The sequence below is a fragment of the Microbacterium marinilacus genome (assembly GCF_019753765.1).
GTDB classification, from domain to species: domain Bacteria; phylum Actinomycetota; class Actinomycetes; order Actinomycetales; family Microbacteriaceae; genus Microbacterium; species Microbacterium marinilacus.
In genome coordinates this window covers 329,743-346,371 of the sequence record NZ_JAIJZW010000002.1, presented here as the reverse complement: position 1 = coordinate 346,371, position 16,629 = coordinate 329,743, and the positions used below count along the sequence as shown (strand labels likewise).

Below are 16,629 nucleotides of genomic sequence, written 5' to 3'. Positions count from 1 at the left end.
CAAGCCGAGAAGCTCGGCGTCGATGTCGACGCCGAGCTTCTCGGTCAGGTGCGCGAGCCCGCGAGCGGTGTGCGTCACGGGCTGCCGATCAGACGTCGGCGACCTTGCGGCCCTTGTACTCGAGGAACAGCTCGGTGCCCTGCGAGTCGGTGACGACCTTGGCCTGGTGCGGACGGCTGTAGACGACCTTGCCGTTCTCGACCGTCTTGACGAGCGCGGGGGCCTCGGCCTTCCACTGCGCGCGGCGCGAACGGGTGTTGGAGCGGGAGACCTTCCGCTTCGGGGGGTTACCAGCCATGATTTCAGCTCTCTTCTGTATCGCGGGCGGCGTCAGACGCCGATCCGTGGTCGGTGAGGTTCTGGAGCGCTGCCCATCGAGGGTCGACGGGCGCATCCTGCTCGCTTGCCGGTTCCGTCCGCCGCTCACCCGTGACCGGATCGAGGCCGGGGCAATCCGGCTGACAGACCGGCTGAAACGGGAGCGCCAGAACGGTCGCGTCTCTGACAAGAGTTTCAAGATCCACGTGGTCGTCTTGAACCTCGAAGTCAGCCGCTTCCTGCCCAGGATACTCGAAAAGCTCCTGAAACTCGACTTCGACGGGCGCGGCGATCTCCCGCAGGCACCGCCCGCACTCGCCCTCGTACTCGGTGTCGACGGTCCCCGACACCAGGATGCCCTCGTGCACCGACTCGAGGCGCACCTCCAGGTTGAGCTCCTTGCCGGCCGGGACGGAGACGATGCCCTCGCCCCAGCGGGCCGGCGCCGGGATGGTCAGCGTGTGCTCGCGCATCTCGCCCGGCTTGCGCGAGATGTCGTGCGCGGACAGCACGAACGGTCCGGAAAATCGAGGTCTCACCCTTCGATGCTACCCGCGCGCCCTCGGCGCCGGACCGCAGACCGGCCGCGCTGCGACCGAGGATCTCAGAAGTCGTTGGCGCTGGCCTTGGCGAGGAAGCGCGCGACCGCTCCCGGGACGTACGGGGAGACGTCGCCGCCGAGCCCCGCCACCTGCCGCACGAGCGAGCTGGACACGAGGGCGTGCGACGGCTCCGGCAGCAGGAACACTGTCTCGATGCCGGCGAGGTGCCGGTTCACGACCGCCATCGGGGTCTCGTACGCCACGTCGACCTGGGAGCGGATGCCCTTGACGAGCACGCCCGCGCCGACCTCCTGCGCGTAGTCGACGAGCAGGCCCACGCTCCAAGACCCCACCACGACCTTGCCCTCGACGCCCTCTGCGGCGATCGACTCCTCCAGCAGCGACATGCGCTGCGCGATCGGCAGCATCGCCGCCTTGTCGGGGTTGTGGACGACGAGCACGTGCAGTTCGTCGTAGAGGCCGGCCGCGCGGCGGATCACGTCGAGATGCCCCAGGGTCGGCGGGTCGAACGATCCGGGGACGACGGCGATCCGGCTGGATTTCGACTCAGTCACTTCGTTCTCATTTCGACTCGCTCGTTCTGCTGACTCGCTCAACGTGGTCGACGAGCGACGCATCGCTCGACCTGGTCGCCGAAGGCGACGCATCACAGGCCACCCTATCCGTCACGACTTGGCGAGGGCGGCCCGCTCCTCCTGCGTGACGCGGCGTTCCAGCGCCTCCGCGAGACCGGCGTGCCCGGCGAGCGTCGGATCGGCCTCGAGGATGCGCTCGGCCTGACCGCGCGCCTGGGCGATGAGCTCCGCGTCCTTCACGACGCGCAGCAGGCGCAGCGACGAGCGCACGCCGGACTGCGCGTCGCCGAGCACGTCGCCCTCTCCGCGCAGCTCCAGGTCGACTTCGGCGAGCTCAAAGCCGTCGAGCGTCGCGGCCACCGCCTCGACGCGCTCACGCGCGACCGTGCCCTGCTCGGCCTCCGTCACGAGAAGGCACAGCCCCGGCACTCCCCCGCGCCCGACACGACCGCGCAGCTGGTGAAGCTGCGAGACCCCGAACCGGTCGGCGTCGAGGATGACCATGGTCGAGGCGTTCGGCACGTCGACTCCGACCTCGATGACGGTGGTGGCGACGAGCACGTCGACGTCGCCGCGCGCGAAGTCCTGCATGATGCGGTCCTTCTCCTCGGCAGGCAGCCGGCCGTGCAGCGTCGCGACACGCAGCCTGCCGACGCGCGGATGACGCGCCAGCATCTCGGCGACCTGCACGACGCCCCAGTGCGGTCGTGACGCCTCTCCCTCGACAGGCGCCGCCGCCTCGCCCGTGCCGTCGTCCGCCCCTGGAGCCGCCGCCGCCTTCTCGGCGTCGATCGCCGAGCACACGACGAACACCTGATGGCCCTTGTCGGCCTCCTCGGCCGCCCGGTCCCAGACGCGGCCGAACCAGGCCGGCTTCTCGGCGATCGGCGCCACGAACGTCTCGATCCCGGCACGACCGGCCGGCATCGTCCTGATCGTCGACACGTCGAGGTCGCCGAAGACGGTCATGGCGACGGTGCGCGGGATGGGCGTGGCCGTCAGCACGAGGGCGTGGGGGCTCGTACCCTTGGCTCGCAGCGTCTCGCGCTGCTCCACGCCGAAGCGATGCTGCTCGTCGACCACCACGAGGCCCAGGTCGGCGAAGGTCGTGCCCTGGCTGAGCAGCGCGTGGGTGCCGACCACGATGAGCGCCTGGCCCGACGCGACCCGCAGAGCTGCCTTCCGCCGCAGCGCGGCCGGCATCTGCCCGGTCAGCAGGGTGGGCATCAGCTCGGGGGCGAGCGCGGGGCCCAGCATGCGGGTCATCGATCGGAGGTGCTGCGCGGCGAGCACCTCCGTCGGCGCGATGAGCGCCGACTGCCCGCCCGACTCGGCGACCTGCAGCATGGCGCGCAGCGCCACGAGGGTCTTGCCCGACCCGACCTCGCCCTGGACGAGCCGGTTCATCGGCCACTCGGCGGTGAGGTCCGCCGCGATCTGCGCGCCGACCGTGACCTGGTCGGGCGTGCGCTCGAACGGCAGCGCGGCGTCGAAGCGCTCGAGAAGCCCGGCCGGCCGGGCTGCACGGGTCGTCGCCGACATCATCCGCACCGACTGGCGCTGCTGCGCCAGCGCCGTCTGCAGGACGAGCGCCTCGTGCATCCGCAGCGTGGCGCGGGCCGCGTCGATCTGGTCCCTCTGCTGCGGTCGGTGGATCCACTCGAGCGCCTCGCGGGCCGTCAACAGGCGCTCCTCCGTACGCAACGCCTCGGGAAGCGGGTCGGGCACGTCGCCCAGGTGGTCGAGCACGTCGCCGATCCACTTCTGCAGGGTCCAGCTCGACACGACGGAGGTCGCCGGGTAGATCGGGATCGGCGTGCGGACGATCTCGTCCGCCTCGGCGACGCCGGGAGCGCGGTCGTCCTCGAACAGCTGATAGTCGGGGTGGGAGAACTGCAGCTGGCTGCGGTACGCGCTGACCTTGCCCGAGAACACGCCGCGCCGACCGGGCTGCAGCTCCTTCTCGCGCCACCCCTGGCCGAAGAATGTGAGGGTCAGGTGCCCCTCGCCGTCGCCGATGACCACCTCGAGCATCGAGCCGCGCCGGTTGCGCATCGGTCGCGACGACGAGGACACGACCTCGGCGATCACGGTCGCCAGCTCGCCCACCGGAAGGCCGCGGATGGGCGTCAGCTCGCCGCGCAGCGCGTAGCGGCGCGGGTAGTGCGCGACGAGGTCGCCGGCCGCGGACATGCCGAACGCGCGCGACAGGGCCTTGGCCGGCTTGTCTCCCAGCGCCACGAGAAGCGGCGTGTCGAGCGTGAACGGCATGACCTGAGTTTAGGCGCGGGGTGCGACAGGCCCGGCTGGGTACTGTGGACGGGTGACTCGCATCATCGCGGGGGCTGCGGGCGGCGTGCGCCTCGACGTGCCTCCCACCGGCACCCGGCCCACCAGCGATCGCGTGCGCGAGTCGCTCTTCGGGTCGCTCGAGGCAGCCGATGCGATCGACGGGTCGCGCGTGCTCGACCTGTACGCGGGCTCGGGCGCCCTCGGCCTCGAGGCCGCCAGCCGCGGCGCGTCCGCGGTCGATCTCGTCGAACGCGCCCGCCCCGCCGTCCGGCTCGCGCAGCGCAACGCGGACGGCGTGCGCCGCTCGATCGGCGCCGCAGCACCTCCGGTGCGGGTGCACGCCACGACGGTCGGGGCCTATCTGCGCGCAGCGGCCGGCCCGTTCGACCTGGTGTTCCTCGACCCCCCGTACGACCTGCCCGACGACGAGCTCACGCACGACCTCGCGACGCTCGCGCCAGCGCTGTCCGCGGATGCCCTGGTGGTCGTCGAGCGCTCGTCCCGTTCGGGTCCGCCCGCCTGGCAGGACGCGGGCCTGGAGCCGCTGCGCGACCGCGCGTACGGCGACACCGCCCTCTGGTGGGGGCAGCCGCCGCGCAGCTGAGTGTGCCCGCCTCAGCCCGAGACGGCGTCCCAGTCGCGGTACGGGTCCCATCCCCCGGCACCGCCGTAGGCGACGCCGTCCACGAGCAGCGCGTGCTCGACGCGCTCGGTCACGAGGCCGATCGGGCGGAACCCCGGGGGCAGCACGTCGGCGGCGAACGTCGCGAGCAGCGCGTGGTCCTCGCCGCCCTCGATCACGCGTGTCGGATCGTCGCCGAGCGCGCGGGCGTCCAGGTCGATCGCCACCCCGGAGGCGTCGGCCATCCGCCGTGCGTCGAGGCCCAGGCCGTCGGACACGTCCATCATCGCCGTCGCCCCCGCGATCGCCGCGACCGCACCGAGCCCGATCGGCGGCGACGGGCGCAGCTGCGCCGCGAGAGCCTCGGGTTCCCCGGCAGCCAGCCGCCTGGCCTGCGGCGGCACGGGCGCGCCGGCACCGTCGCGGAAGCGATCGAACAGCACGGCGAGTCCCCGGGCGGCCACGCCGAGCTCGCCGGCGATCGCGACGACGTCGCCGGGCCGTGCGCCGGAGCGCAGCACCGCGCGCCGTCCCTCGAGGTCGCCGAGGGCCGTGACGGCGAGCGTCAGCGTCGGCGACACCGTGAGGTCGCCTCCCACGACGGCGCACCCGGGCGCGAGGGCGTCGCACGCCTCGCGGAGGCCGTCCGCCAGCCGCTCGACGAACGAGACACGCGTGTCGTTCGGCATCGCGAGCGCGACGAGCAGCGCCGTCGGGCGCGCTCCCATCGCTGCGACGTCCGCGAGGTTCACCGCGGCGGCCTTCCAGCCGAGGTCGTAGCCGCTCGACCAGGCGAGGCGGAAGTCCGGTCCGTGCACGAGCGTGTCGGTCGTCGCGACGACCGATCCGGACGGCGTGCCCACCACCGCGGCGTCGTCGCCCGGTCCCACCTCCGCCGCCACGGCGCGCCCGGTCCGCGCGGCGATGCGCCGCAGGATCTCGCCCTCGCTGAGCTCGCCGATCGTGGGGTCAGGAGCGTGATCGCGCATTCCCTCAGCGTAGGCGCTGCGCGGTGAGGGACCGCGGCCGCACGTCGCCGCCGACCGCCACCTCGCGTCCAGCCACGCGACCGTAGGCTGGGACGGTGATCCGCCGTCTCGCCGCCGCGTCCGCCCTGATGCTCAGCCTCGGGCTGGCCGGATGCGCGGCGACCGTGACACTCGAGCCTGCGGAGGATGCGAACGACCCGCTCTGCGCGGACGTGAGCGTGCGGCTGCCCGACGCGTTCGGCGATCTGCAGCGCCGATGGACGGACGCGCAGGCGACCGCGGCCTGGGGCGATCCGACGGCGGTGATCCTGAGCTGTGGCGTGACCCCGCCGGGCCCGACCACGCTGCAGTGCGTGACGTTCGAGGGTGTCGACTGGATCGTCGACGCCTCGGAGCTGCCGTACCAGCGCATCACGACGTACGGCCGCACTCCCGCCACGCAGGTCTACGTGAACACCGAGGACGTGAGCCCCTCCGACGTGCTTCCGGTGATCAGCCGTATCGTGCAGGCGATCCCGGCCGAGACCGAGTGCGTCGATCCCGACCAGGCGACGCCGGCGCCCGTCGAGCCCTGAGCCGCGCCCCGGCGATCAGGCCGCGCGGGCCAGGCCGAGCTCGACGAGCTCCGTGATGAGCTCGGCATAGGTCATGCCGGACGCGATCCAGCACTTGGGGTACATCGAGATGGGAGTGAATCCCGGCATCGTGTTGAGCTCGTTGATCACGACCTCGCCGTCCGACGTGAGGAAGACGTCGACGCGGGCCAGCCCGCGACCGTCCACCGCCTCGAATGCGCGCCGGCCGACCTCGCGGATCCGCTCGGTCTCGTCCGGTGTGAGCGCCGCCGGACACACCACGTCGGCGCCGTCGCCGCCGAGGTACTTGCCCTCGAAGTCGTAGAACTCGCGCGTCGTCAGCACGATCTCGCCGGGCAGCGAGGCCCGGGGGCGCCCGCCGTCGCGACCCTCGAGGATCGCGACCTCGATCTCGCGGCCGGCGATGCCGCTCTCGACCAGCACCTTGTCGTCCTCGGCCAGGGCGATGCGCATCGCCTCGTCGAGCTCGGACGCGTCGTGCGCCTTCGAGACGCCGACGCTCGATCCGGCCCTCGCGGGCTTCACGAAGACGGGGTAGCCGAGCGCAGCCGCCTCGGCGCGGACGGACTCCGGGTCGTCCGCCCACCGCGCCGCCCGCACGGTCGACCAGGGGGCCACCGGGAGCCCCTCGGCCTGCAGGGCGATCTTCATGAAGTGCTTGTCCATGCACACGGCCGAGTCGAGCACCCCGCCGCCGGCGTACGGCAGCTCGAGGATGTCGAGGAAGCCCTGGATCGTGCCGTCCTCGCCGTGCAGGCCGTGCAGGATCGGCAGCACGACATCGGCGACGCCGAGGTCCTCGACGGAGCCGTCATCGCGCTGCACCCGCAGTCGGCGCTCGCCACCGGCGACGGGCCACAGGATGCGCGTGCCGTTGTCGCCGACCTCCGGCAGCCGCTCGGCGTCGAGGGCGAACCTCTCGGGGTCGTCCTGCTCGAGCACGAACACGCCGTCGCGGGTGATGCCGATGGGGATCACCCGGAAACGGTCACGGTCGATCGCTCCGAGCACCCCGCCCGCCGTCGCGGAGGAGATCGAGTGCTCGCTCGATCGCCCTCCGAAGAGCACCGCCACGGTCGTCCTGGCCATTCTGCGTCCCTTCGCCCTGCGGCGTGTCGTCGTCTGTGGTGAGATGAGGCGCGATCTCGCGCGGGTTCATCCGCCCGTCCAGCACCATCTTGACCTGCTGCACGATCGGCATCTCGACGCCGGCGTCCTTGGCGAGCTTCAGGACGGGGCCGACCGAGGCCAACCCCTCGGCGGTCTGGTTCATCTGCGCGATGACCTCTTGGAACTTGTATCCCTGCCCCAGGAGCCTGCCCGCGGTGTTGTTGCGGCTCAGCGGCGACTGGCACGTGGCGATCAGGTCGCCGAGCCCCGCGAGCCCCTGCAGCGTTCCCGGCTGCGCGCCGTACGCGACCGCGAAGTCGGTCATCTCGACGAGCCCGCGCGTGATGATCGACGCCTTCGTGTTCTCGCCGTAGCCCACGCCGTCGACGATGCCGATCGCGACCGCGATCAGGTTCTTCAGCACGCCGCCGAACTCCGTGCCGATGACGTCCGTGTTCACGAAGCTGCGGAAGTACGCGTTGCGGGCGCGCCGTGCGACGGCGTCGGCGGTCTCCTGGCTGCTCGACGCGATCACGGCAGCCGTGGGCTGTTGCTGCGCGATCTCGAGGGCGAGGTTGGGGCCGCTCGCGACGGCGATGCGCGCCGGATCGCACGCCAGCTCCTGCTCGATCACCTGGCTCATGCGCAGGTTGGTCTTCTTCTCGACACCCTTCATCAGGCTGACGAGCGGCACGGACGGATCGCCGACGTACGGTCGCATGTCGCGCAGCGTGTCGCGCGCCGACTGGCTGGGGACGGACAGGTAGATCTGCGTCGCGCCGTCGATCGCGCGCTCCAGGTCGTGCGTGGCGCGCATCGAGCGCGGCAGGTTGATCCCCGGCAGGTACTTGGAGTTGCGCTTGGCCTCGTCGATCTCGTGAGCCAGCTCGGCTCGGCGCGCCCACATCGTGACCTGCGCGCCGCCGTCGGCGAGGATCTTGCCGAACGTCGTCCCCCAGCTGCCCGCTCCGATGACGACGACCTTCGGCTGCTCCGGGCGGCGGCTCACAGACGACCCGTCTCGGACTGCCCGTGCGACGAGGGGTCCCATCGCTTCGCCGGCGCCTGCTCGCCGCGGATGTCCGCCAGCAGCGTCGCGATGGCGGCCATGAGGCGGTCGGTGGCCTCCGTCACGGTCGCCTGATCGTGGGCGCGACCGCGCAGGTCAGAGATGTCCACGGGGTCGCCGACGGAGATGCGCACGCGCTTGCGCGGCGGCCAGAAGCTGATGCCGCGGGCGTAGCGCCCCATGATGTCCTGCACGCCCCAGTGCGCCACCGGGATGAGAGGCAGGTCGCCCGCGAGGGCGAGCCGCACGGCACCCGACTTGCCGCGCATGGGCCAGAGATCCGGGTCGCGCGTGAGCGTGCCCTCGGGGTAGACGATCACGCCGCGCCCGTCCTCAACGAGGGCCTTGGCCTGCGACATCGTCTGCGCGGCGGAGTCGCGCGATGACGTCCGCGCGACGGGGATCATGCCGGTGGCGCGGAGCGCGGCGCCCAGGACGGGCACCCGGAACAGGCTGTCCTTCGCCATGAACCTCGGCGCGCGGCCCAGCCGCCACACCGCGACGGCGACGATCAGGGGGTCGAGCTCGCTGACGTGGTTGGGCGAGAGGACGTAGGCGCCCGTGCGCGGCAGCTTCTCGCGACCGACGATCTCGATCTTCGCCAGCAGCCCGACGAACGGGACGACGGCGACGGCCAGCGGCCAGAACCAGCTGGGCCGATTCTTTTCGGGTGAGCTCATCCCCGCCTCGCTCAGCCGACGACGTCGAAGTCCGCGCCGAGAGCGGTGAGCTTCTCGAAGAACTTCTCGTAGCCGCGGCTGATGATGCCCACGCCCGACACCCGCGACGTGCCCTCGGCGGTGAGGGCGGCGACGACGTAGCTGAAGCCTCCGCGCAGGTCGGGCACGACGATGTCGGCACCGTGGAGCGGCGTCGGGCCGTTGATGACGGCCGCCTGCTCGAGCTCCCGGCGCGGCACGCGACGGTATTCGCCGTCGAGCCCGTTCGGGTGCACGACGATGTCGGCGCCCATCTGGACGAGCGCGCGGGTGAAGCCCAGGCGGTTCTCGTACACGGTCTCGTGCACCACCGAGCGCCCGTTGGCCTGGGTGAGAGCGACGATCAGCGGCTGCTGCCAGTCGGTCATGAAGCCCGGGTGCACGTCGGTCTCGACCGTGATGGCCTTGAGCGGCGCCTTGCCCCGGCGGAAGCGGATGCCCTCGTCGGTGATGTCGAAGTCGCCGCCGACCTTGCGGTACACGTTCAGGAACGTGAGCATCTCGTACTGGCGGGCGCCCTTGACGAAGATGTCGCCGTCCGTGGCTAGCGCGGCCGCGGCCCACGACGCGGCCTCGTTGCGGTCGAACAGGGAGCGGTGGTCGTAGCCGCGCAGCTCGTCGACGCCCTCGATGAAGATGACGCGGTTCGGCTCGTAGGAGATGATGGCGCCCATCTTCTGCAGCACGCCGATCAGGTCCATGATCTCGGGCTCGATCGCCGCGTTGCGCAGCTCCGTGACGCCCTTCGCCCGCACCGCGGTCAGCAGCACCTGCTCGGTCGCCCCCACGCTCGGGTACGGCAGCTCGATGTGCGCGCCGTGCAGCCCTTCGGGAGCCGACAGGCGGATGCCGCTCGGCTGCTTGTCGACGATGGCGCCGAAGTTGCGCAGCGCGTCGAGGTGGAAGTCGATGGGCCGGTCGCCGATGCGGCACCCGCCGAGGTCGGGGATGAAGGCCTGACCCAGCAGGTGCAGCAGCGGACCGCAGAACAGGATCGGGATGCGGGAAGACCCCGCATGGGCGTCGATCTCCTCGAAGTTCGCCGACTTGGCGTCGGAGGGGTCGAGCACGAGCGCGCCCGGCTCGTCGCCCTCGGTGACGTGCACGCCGTGCACCTCGAGCAGCGACCGGACGACCTCGACGTCGCGGATGTCCGGGACGTCCCGGAGGATGCTCGGCGTCTCGCCGAGGAGCGAGGCCACCATCGCCTTCGTCGCGAGGTTCTTCGCCCCGCGCACGTCGACCTGGCCCTTCAGCGGACGCCCGCCGCGGATCTCGAGGACTTCGCCGGCCACTTTTTCCGAGATCGCCGCTGCCGGGGTGCCCGGGGTGTGCGCGTCGCCGAGGAGTGTCATGTGATGGTGCCTCACTAGGGTTCTCGCGGCGGTCGGCCGCTTCTTCTGACGAGGCGCGATCGGAGCCCGGCCCCTTTCAGGACCGCCCATCCGTACGGAGCGGTCGCCCCGGGCTCACGAGACGGGTGTCGTCCGTGGCCGCCACGCCTCGCGGCGGGCCTCGAACTGCGCGATCCTGTCCTCGTTGCGCAGCGTGAGCCCGATGTCGTCGAGCCCTTCGAGGAGCCGCCACCTAGTGTAATCGTCGATCTCGAAAGCGGCCGTGAAGTCGCCAAGACTGGCGGTTCGCGCCTCGAGGTCGACGGTCATCTCCACCCCGGGCTGCGCGTCGATCGCGGCCCAGAACCGCTCGAGGTCGGCCTCGGCGATGACGCCCGTGACGAGCCCCTGCTTGCCCGAGTTGCCGCGGAAGATGTCCGCGAAGCGCGGGCTCAGCACCACTTTGAAGCCGTAGTCGCGCAACGCCCAGACGGCGTGCTCGCGGCTCGATCCGGTGCCGAAGTCGGGCCCCGCCAGGAGCACGGACGCGGCGCGGAAGGGCTCCTGGTTCAGAACGAACCCGGGGTCCTGCCGCCACCCGTGGAACAGCGCGTCCTCGAAGCCCGTCTTCGTGACGCGCTTGAGGAAGACGGCGGGGATGATCTGGTCGGTGTCGACGTTGGAGCGCTTCAGCGGCGCCGCCACACCGGTGTGCGTCGTGAACTTCTCCATGTCAGGCCTCCTGCGCTTCGACTCGGCGTGTTCCCTCGACGGCCGAGTCCCACTCGCCGTCGATCCCGTCCAGGTCCGACGGGCTCGACAGCGTGCCTCGGATCGCCGTGGCCGCGGCCACGAGGGGAGACACCAGGTGGGTGCGTCCTCCCTTGCCCTGCCGGCCCTCGAAGTTGCGGTTGCTGGTCGAGGCGCACCGTTCTCCCGGAGCGAGCTGGTCGGGGTTCATGCCCAGGCACATGGAGCAGCCGGCGAAACGCCACTCGGCGCCGAACTCCTTCACGATCAGGTCGATGCCCTCGGCCTCCGCCTCGAGGCGCACGCGCGCCGAGCCGGGGACCACCATGACTCGCACGCCGTCCGCCTTCTTGCGCCCCTGGATGATCGACGCGAACGCCCTGAGGTCCTCGATGCGGCTGTTGGTGCACGACCCCATGAAGACGGCGTCCACCGGCACCTCCTTCAGCGGGGTGCCGGCGACGAGATCCATGTACTGCAGGGCGCGCTCGGCGGCCGCACGGTCGTTGGGATCCTCGAACGAGCGCGGGTCGGGCACGCTGTCGCTCAGCGACGCGCCCTGGCCCGGGTTGGTGCCCCACGTCACGAACGGCTCGAGCTCGTTCGCGTCGATGAACACCTCGGCGTCGAAGACGGCCCCCTCGTCGCTCGGCAGGGTGCGCCAGTACGCCACCGCGTCGTCCCAGTCCTGCCCCTTCGGCGCGTGGTCGCGCCCCTTCAGGTACGCGAACGTCGTGTCGTCGGGGGCGACCATGCCCGCGCGGGCGCCGGCCTCGATCGACATGTTGCAGATGGTCATCCGGCCCTCCATGGAGAGCGATCGGATGGCGCTGCCGCGGTACTCCAGCACGTAGCCCTGGCCGCCACCGGTGCCGATCTTGGCGATGACGGCGAGGATGATGTCCTTCGCGGTCACCCCGGGCCTGAGCTCGCCCTCCACGGTGATCGCCATGGTCTTGAACGGCTTCAGCGGCAGGGTCTGCGTGGCGAGGACGTGCTCGACCTCGCTGGTGCCGATGCCGAAGGCCATCGCGCCGAACGCGCCGTGGGTAGACGTGTGGCTGTCGCCGCACACGACGGTGATGCCGGGCATCGTCAGGCCGAGCTGCGGGCCCACCACGTGCACGATGCCCTGTTCCTTGTCGCCCAGCGAGTGCAGGCGCACGTCGAACTCGGCGGCGTTGCGGCGCAGGGTCTCGATCTGCGTGCGGCTGGTCAGGTCGGCGATCGGCTTGTCGATGTCGAGCGTCGGGGTGTTGTGGTCCTCGGTCGCGATGGTGAGGTCCAGCCGCCGCACCGGGCGGCCCTCGGCCCGCAGGCCGTCGAACGCCTGGGGGCTGGTCACCTCGTGCACGAGGTGCAGGTCGATGTAGATCAGGTCGGGCTGTCCGCCCTCGCCCTTGACGACGAGGTGGTCGTCCCAGACCTTCTCCGCGAGCGTCCGGGGACGCTCGGGAATGTCCGTCAGGGGGCGGGTGGTGGGGCTGGCGTCGCTCATGCTGCTGTCTCTCCGTTGACTTCGTCGGATATCGGCCTCGACGAACTCCGCGACGGGGAGGGCCTAGAGCGAGGTCCCGTCGCGGCGCAGAAGGAGAAGACGTCCGGCGAACCGCATGCGCTCAGCCTAGCATCCTGCACGCGAGGTGCCGCTTTCCCGATCAGTGTGCGTAGAAGGGGGCGGCGCGAGCCCCACCGGTTCAGCAGTTCTCGCGCCACCCCTCAGGACCCTCAGCTCTCGACGCCCTCGCGCCGCTTCTCGCGAGCCGACGAGATGAGGCTGGCGATCGTCGCGACGCCCATCGAGGCGATGATGACGCCCAGCGAGACCCAGTTGTTGATCTCGGGAGCCCACTCGATGTGCTGCCCGCCGTTGATGAAGGGCAGCTCGTTGACGTGCATGGCGTGGAAGAACAGCTTCACGCCGATGAAGGCCAGGATGAAGGCCACGCCGTAGTGGAGGTACTTGAGGCGCTCGAGCAGGTCGCCGAGCAGGAAGTAGAGCTGGCGGAGCCCCATCAGCGCGAAGATGTTCGCGGTGAACACGATGAACGGGCTCTGGGTCAGCCCGTAGATCGCGGGGATCGAGTCGATCGCGAACATCAGGTCGGTCACGCCGATCGCGACGAAGACGAGCAGCATCGGGGTGAAGAACCTCTTGCCGTCGACCACGGTGCGCAGCTTGTTGCCGTCGTAGTGGTCGCTGATGTCGATGAACCGGCGCAGGAACCGGACGATCGCGCTCTCCTGCTTCTGGTCGTCCTCGAGCTTCTCCGGCAGCGCCTGGCGGATCGCGGTGTAGATGAGGAAAGCGCCGAACAGGTAGAAGATCGCCGAGAAGTTCTCGATCAGGGCCGCACCCAGCAGGATGAACGCGCCGCGCAGCACGAGGGCGATGATGATGCCCACCATCAGCACCTCCTGCTGCAGCTTCCGCGGCACGGCGAACTGGCCCATGATCAGCACGAAGACGAACAGGTTGTCGATCGAGAGGCTGTACTCGGTCATCCAGCCCAGGAGGAACTCCTGGGCGTACTGCCCGCCGGCGACGACCCACATCACTCCCGCGAAGATCAGCGCGAGCGTCACATAGAAGACGACCCACAGCGTCGACTCCCTGGTCGACGGGATGTGCGGGCGCTTCAGGATGAGCAGCAGGTCGCCGATCAGGATCGCCGTCAGCACGACGAGCGATCCGATCTCGAACCACGGGGGCAGATACAGGTCCATCCAGGGCCTTTCAGGTACGGCCTCGCGGAGGCACGGTGATGCGACGAGAGTCTCTCCCCCGCCATGTCGCAGGCGGTGCGTGCCCGGGATCCCACCGTCGAGATCCGTGATGACGAGCGCGCTTTGACGGGATACTCCCCCTCGCGGTTTAAGGATAGCGAGCCCTCGACGCACGCCGATGCGTCGGCGCGCGATCCGCGCCACGCCTTCGCGAGCGGTCTGCGGCGGCCGATGTGACGGAACCGAGACGATCGGCTGCCCGCCGACACTGACAGGGTGAGAGACGACGAGGGCATCCCCTCGGGATCGGATGGATCGATGACCGACGACGGCACCGGCGACGCCACGCTCGTCGAATGGGCGGCGGCCGGGAGCGAGGCCGCGTTCCGGCAGCTGTACCGCCGCCACGCGCGCCCCGTGTACTGGATCGCCTACGGTCTGCTGCGCTCGGCGGCCGACGCCGAGGACGTGACGCAGGAGACGTTCGTCGTGGCGTGGCGCAAGCTCGCCGGCCTGGAGCTGGCGGGCGAGTCGCTGCTGCCGTGGCTCGCGACGATCTGCCGGTTCCAGGCGGCCAATCGGAAGCGCGCCCTGCGCCGCGCGGAGGCCGCGGAGCTCGACGACCGCGCACCCGACACCGTGGACGTCGAGCAGCAGGTCATCGACGCCGACCTGGTGGAGCGGATCCTGCGCGCCGTCGACGGCCTCGGCGAGCTCGACCGGCAGATCTTCCGCCTGTGCGTCGGCGAGGGCTACGGCTATCAGGCCGCCGCCGACGAGCTCGGCGTCAGCCACGGGGTCGTCCGCAACCGTCTCTCGCGGATCCGCACGAGGCTGCGGGGCGTGACCGACGAGACGCGATCGATGGAGGAGGCGCGATGAACGCGCAGCAGACGGATGACGGCGGACTGCCCGAGGTCACCGACGAGACGCTCGACCGCATCGAGCACCGCGTGTTCGAGGCGATCGCCGAGGAGCGTGTCGAGCGCCCGTCCCGGGCGCGCCGGAGGCGACGCGTCTGGCAGGGCGTCGGTGTGGCGGCGGCGGTCGTGGCGGTGGCGGCCGTGATCTCCCCCGCCGTGCTGCAGGGCCTCGGGTCCGGCGGCATGAGCACTGCGGAGAGCGCTGACAGCGCGGTGGAGTCCGCGCCCGACGCGCGCTCGGCGCAGGACGCGGACGAGCAGGCGCTGCTGGATGCCGGCGGAGACACCGCGACGAGCGGGTCTGCTCCGACGTCGGCGGAGTCCGGTGCGGCGGCGGAGAACGGCGCCGCGACGCCGCGCGAGGTGATCCGGTCGGGCTCCGCGAGCATCGTCGTCGACGACGCCGCGGAGGCGGCTGACGCGATCGTGCAGCTCGCCACCGAGCACGAGGGATGGGTGGAGCAGCTGTCGATCGGGGCCGACAGGTCCTACGACGGCGCGCTGGAGAGCGGGGGCGCCGTGTGGGTGCCGGACGACGGCGGTTACGTCACCGTGAGGGTCCCTGCCGAGTCGCTCGACGAGGTGATGCGCGAGCTGAACGATGTCGGCGAGGTCGCCAGCACGCGAGTCGGCACCGACGACGTCACCTCCCAGGCCGTCGACCTGCGCGCCCGCATCGACGCGACCCGCGCCTCTGTGGACCGGCTCACCGAGCTTCTCGCCCAGGCCGGCGACGTGGGCGACCTCGTGAACGTCGAGACCACCCTGTCCCAGCGTCAGGCGGAGCTCGAATCCCTCGAGCAGCAGCTCGAGTCCCTCGAGGGCCAGGTCGCCATGTCGACCCTGTCGGTGTCGCTGCTGACCGAGGCGCCGGCCGTCGAGCCGGATCCGGCCGGCTTCGGGGACGGCCTCTCGGCGGGATGGAACGGACTGCTCGCCACCGCCAACGGGATCGTCGTCGCGCTCGGCTTCCTGCTCCCCTGGATCGTGGCGATCGGCATCGCCGCCCTGGTGGTCTGGGGCGTCGTCCGGGCCGTGCGACGGCGCCGGAAGACGGCGGAGTGACACGGGGCATGCCGCTCCGACCGAGCGACACGCGCGGGATCCGCGCGGGGCGTGCCCCGATTTGTTCAGCGCCGGGAAGTCATGCCATAATCTTCTAGTTGCCGGAAACGGGAACGGGGCCCGAAAGGGCCCGAAGGCAAGGCCCCATCGTATAGCGGCCTAGTACGCTGGCCTCTCACGCCGGTAACGCGGGTTCGAATCCCGCTGGGGTCACACCGCTCGAAGAGCCCGGATCATCAGATCCGGGCTCTTCGTCTTTCTCGCCCTCAGCCCCGAGCGTTCTGCTTGACTCGGGACATGCGCATCACGAAGCACGAGCACGCGGCGCTCCGCGTGGAGGCCGAGGGCCGCACCCTGCTCATCGATCCGGGCAGCTTCACGTCGGTGCTCGACGACCTGCACGCGCTCGAGGCCGTCGTGATCACCCACGAGCACGCCGATCACTGGACGCCTGAGCAGCTCGACCGCATTTTCGCCGCCGCGCCGTCGGTGCCGATCTTCACGACCGCGGCGGTGGCGTCCGCGCTGCACGACCGGGAGACGGTCGTGGTCTCGCCGGGCGATGAGACGACCGCAGGCCCGTTCTCGCTGCGCTTCTTCGGCGGCCGGCACGAGGAGATCCACTCGAGCCTGCCCGCCATCGACAACGTGGGTGTGCTGGTCAACGACGAGCTCTACTACCCCGGCGACTCGTATGCGATCCCGGAGGGCGTGGAGGTCGGCACCCTGGCGGTGCCCGTCGGCGCGCCGTGGCTGCGACTCGGCGACGCGATGGACTTCCTGCTCGCGGTCGAGCCGCGGCGGGCGTTCGGCACGCACGACATGACCCTTTCGGTCGTCGGGCGGGCAGGCCACCTGGCGAGGCTGAAGTGGGCGACCGAGCAGGGCGGCGGCACGTTCAACGCCCTTGAACCGGGTGACAGCATCGACGTCTGAGGCTGCGCGGTCCGCCGGGCCCGGTCGCTGCCGAGTGAGAC

General features: G+C 71.0%; 17 protein-coding genes and 1 tRNA gene. 6 read left to right on the top strand and 12 right to left on the bottom strand.

The genetic code is table 11. The features are described from left to right. Nucleotides 1-88: 88 nt before the first annotated feature. The 4 genes from rpmF to K5S26_RS05075 all read right to left on the bottom strand — a co-directional run bounded on the left by rpmF (nucleotide 89) and on the right by K5S26_RS05075 (nucleotide 3,727). Entirely contained in the window at nucleotides 89-298 is a 210-nt protein-coding gene (rpmF, locus tag K5S26_RS05090) for a 50S ribosomal protein L32 (protein WP_050721097.1), read from the bottom strand. Nucleotides 299-302: 4 nt separating this feature from the next. Beyond that, nucleotides 303-791 (bottom strand): YceD family protein, encoded by a 489-nt coding sequence (locus K5S26_RS05085; RefSeq protein ID WP_221856816.1) that lies wholly within the window; start codon nucleotides 789-791, stop codon nucleotides 303-305. Between the two features lie 131 nt (nucleotides 792-922). Next, entirely contained in the window at nucleotides 923-1,435 is a 513-nt protein-coding gene (coaD, locus tag K5S26_RS05080) for a pantetheine-phosphate adenylyltransferase (protein ID WP_308122769.1), read from the bottom strand. A 111-nt stretch (nucleotides 1,436-1,546) separates the two neighbouring features. Then, a complete protein-coding gene (locus K5S26_RS05075) occupies nucleotides 1,547-3,727 on the bottom strand; it encodes an ATP-dependent DNA helicase RecG (protein WP_221856574.1) in 2,181 nt (726 codons plus the stop codon). Between the two features lie 52 nt (nucleotides 3,728-3,779). On the opposite strand from K5S26_RS05075, the gene K5S26_RS05070 reads away from it, so the two are divergent. Next, nucleotides 3,780-4,352, top strand: a complete 573-nt coding sequence (locus K5S26_RS05070; protein WP_221856572.1) for an RsmD family RNA methyltransferase — start codon at nucleotides 3,780-3,782, stop codon at nucleotides 4,350-4,352. A gap of 11 nt (nucleotides 4,353-4,363) precedes the next feature. Here K5S26_RS05070 and thiL read toward each other — a convergent pair whose 3' ends face one another. Continuing rightward, nucleotides 4,364-5,359, bottom strand: coding sequence for a thiamine-phosphate kinase (gene thiL, locus K5S26_RS05065; protein ID WP_221856570.1), 996 nt, complete (start codon nucleotides 5,357-5,359; stop codon nucleotides 4,364-4,366). Between the two features lie 95 nt (nucleotides 5,360-5,454). Here thiL and K5S26_RS05060 point away from each other — a divergent pair, with 95 nt between their 5' ends. Next, complete coding sequence (locus K5S26_RS05060) at nucleotides 5,455-5,934, top strand: DUF3515 family protein (RefSeq protein WP_308122768.1); 480 nt, start codon at nucleotides 5,455-5,457, stop codon at nucleotides 5,932-5,934. A 15-nt stretch (nucleotides 5,935-5,949) separates the two neighbouring features. On the opposite strand, the gene K5S26_RS05055 is transcribed toward K5S26_RS05060, so the two are convergent. The 7 genes from K5S26_RS05055 to K5S26_RS05025 form a co-directional block, all read right to left on the bottom strand. After that, entirely contained in the window at nucleotides 5,950-7,044 is a 1,095-nt protein-coding gene (locus K5S26_RS05055) for a D-alanine--D-alanine ligase family protein (RefSeq protein WP_221856568.1), read from the bottom strand. Next, nucleotides 6,944-8,074 carry an NAD(P)H-dependent glycerol-3-phosphate dehydrogenase gene (locus tag K5S26_RS05050; RefSeq protein WP_308122767.1) on the bottom strand — a complete coding sequence of 377 codons (1,131 nt, stop codon included), beginning with the start codon at nucleotides 8,072-8,074 and terminating at the stop codon, nucleotides 6,944-6,946. The genes K5S26_RS05055 and K5S26_RS05050 overlap by 101 nt, the downstream gene beginning before the upstream one ends. Further along, nucleotides 8,071-8,814, bottom strand: coding sequence for a lysophospholipid acyltransferase family protein (locus K5S26_RS05045; RefSeq protein WP_221856564.1), 744 nt, complete (start codon nucleotides 8,812-8,814; stop codon nucleotides 8,071-8,073). Before K5S26_RS05045 ends, K5S26_RS05050 begins: the two co-directional genes overlap by 4 nt. Nucleotides 8,815-8,825: 11 nt before the next feature. Then, a complete protein-coding gene (gene murA / locus K5S26_RS05040; protein WP_221856562.1) occupies nucleotides 8,826-10,208 on the bottom strand; it encodes a UDP-N-acetylglucosamine 1-carboxyvinyltransferase in 1,383 nt (460 codons plus the stop codon). A 114-nt stretch (nucleotides 10,209-10,322) separates the two neighbouring features. Next, nucleotides 10,323-10,919 (bottom strand): 3-isopropylmalate dehydratase small subunit, encoded by a 597-nt coding sequence (gene leuD / locus K5S26_RS05035; protein ID WP_221856560.1) that lies wholly within the window; start codon nucleotides 10,917-10,919, stop codon nucleotides 10,323-10,325. A 1-nt stretch (nucleotide 10,920) separates the two neighbouring features. Then, nucleotides 10,921-12,435: a 3-isopropylmalate dehydratase large subunit gene (leuC, locus tag K5S26_RS05030; RefSeq protein WP_246603597.1), complete on the bottom strand. Its 1,515-nt coding sequence runs from the start codon at nucleotides 12,433-12,435 to the stop codon at nucleotides 10,921-10,923. 230 nt (nucleotides 12,436-12,665) lie between these two features. After that, nucleotides 12,666-13,664, bottom strand: a complete 999-nt coding sequence (locus tag K5S26_RS05025; protein WP_221856557.1) for a TerC family protein — start codon at nucleotides 13,662-13,664, stop codon at nucleotides 12,666-12,668. Between the two features lie 318 nt (nucleotides 13,665-13,982). Here K5S26_RS05025 and K5S26_RS05020 point away from each other — a divergent pair, with 318 nt between their 5' ends. The 4 genes from K5S26_RS05020 to K5S26_RS05005 all read left to right on the top strand — a co-directional run bounded on the left by K5S26_RS05020 (nucleotide 13,983) and on the right by K5S26_RS05005 (nucleotide 16,588). Further along, a complete protein-coding gene (locus tag K5S26_RS05020; RefSeq protein WP_221856555.1) occupies nucleotides 13,983-14,546 on the top strand; it encodes an RNA polymerase sigma factor in 564 nt (187 codons plus the stop codon). Continuing rightward, the gene (locus K5S26_RS05015; protein WP_221856553.1) at nucleotides 14,543-15,652 is read left to right on the top strand and encodes a DUF4349 domain-containing protein; all 1,110 of its coding nucleotides are present in this window, start codon (nucleotides 14,543-14,545) and stop codon (nucleotides 15,650-15,652) included. Before K5S26_RS05020 ends, K5S26_RS05015 begins: the two co-directional genes overlap by 4 nt. Nucleotides 15,653-15,792: 140 nt before the next feature. Next, nucleotides 15,793-15,865, top strand: a tRNA-Glu gene (locus K5S26_RS05010). Nucleotides 15,866-15,949: 84 nt separating this feature from the next. Then, nucleotides 15,950-16,588 carry an MBL fold metallo-hydrolase gene (locus K5S26_RS05005; protein WP_221856551.1) on the top strand — a complete coding sequence of 213 codons (639 nt, stop codon included), beginning with the start codon at nucleotides 15,950-15,952 and terminating at the stop codon, nucleotides 16,586-16,588. Nucleotides 16,589-16,629: the final 41 nt, after the last annotated feature.

Bases quoted from the DNA above. Each gene is read 5' to 3' on its own strand.
- rpmF (WP_050721097.1), bottom strand. From the start codon at position 298: ATGGCTGGTAACCCCCCGAAGCGGAAGGTCTCCCGCTCCAACACCCGT.
- K5S26_RS05085 (WP_221856816.1), bottom strand. From the start codon at position 791: ATGCGCGAGCACACGCTGACCATCCCGGCGCCGGCCCGCTGGGGCGAG.
- K5S26_RS05075 (WP_221856574.1), bottom strand. From the start codon at position 3,727: ATGCCGTTCACGCTCGACACGCCGCTTCTCGTGGCGCTGGGAGACAAG.
- thiL (WP_221856570.1), bottom strand. From the start codon at position 5,359: ATGCGCGATCACGCTCCTGACCCCACGATCGGCGAGCTCAGCGAGGGC.
- K5S26_RS05055 (WP_221856568.1), bottom strand. From the start codon at position 7,044: ATGGCCAGGACGACCGTGGCGGTGCTCTTCGGAGGGCGATCGAGCGAG.
- K5S26_RS05045 (WP_221856564.1), bottom strand. From the start codon at position 8,814: ATGAGCTCACCCGAAAAGAATCGGCCCAGCTGGTTCTGGCCGCTGGCC.
- murA (WP_221856562.1), bottom strand. From the start codon at position 10,208: ATGACACTCCTCGGCGACGCGCACACCCCGGGCACCCCGGCAGCGGCG.
- leuD (WP_221856560.1), bottom strand. From the start codon at position 10,919: ATGGAGAAGTTCACGACGCACACCGGTGTGGCGGCGCCGCTGAAGCGC.
- leuC (WP_246603597.1), bottom strand. From the start codon at position 12,435: ATGAGCGACGCCAGCCCCACCACCCGCCCCCTGACGGACATTCCCGAG.
- K5S26_RS05025 (WP_221856557.1), bottom strand. From the start codon at position 13,664: ATGGACCTGTATCTGCCCCCGTGGTTCGAGATCGGATCGCTCGTCGTG.
- K5S26_RS05020 (WP_221856555.1), top strand. From the start codon at position 13,983: ATGACCGACGACGGCACCGGCGACGCCACGCTCGTCGAATGGGCGGCG.
- K5S26_RS05015 (WP_221856553.1), top strand. From the start codon at position 14,543: ATGAACGCGCAGCAGACGGATGACGGCGGACTGCCCGAGGTCACCGAC.
- K5S26_RS05005 (WP_221856551.1), top strand. From the start codon at position 15,950: ATGCGCATCACGAAGCACGAGCACGCGGCGCTCCGCGTGGAGGCCGAG.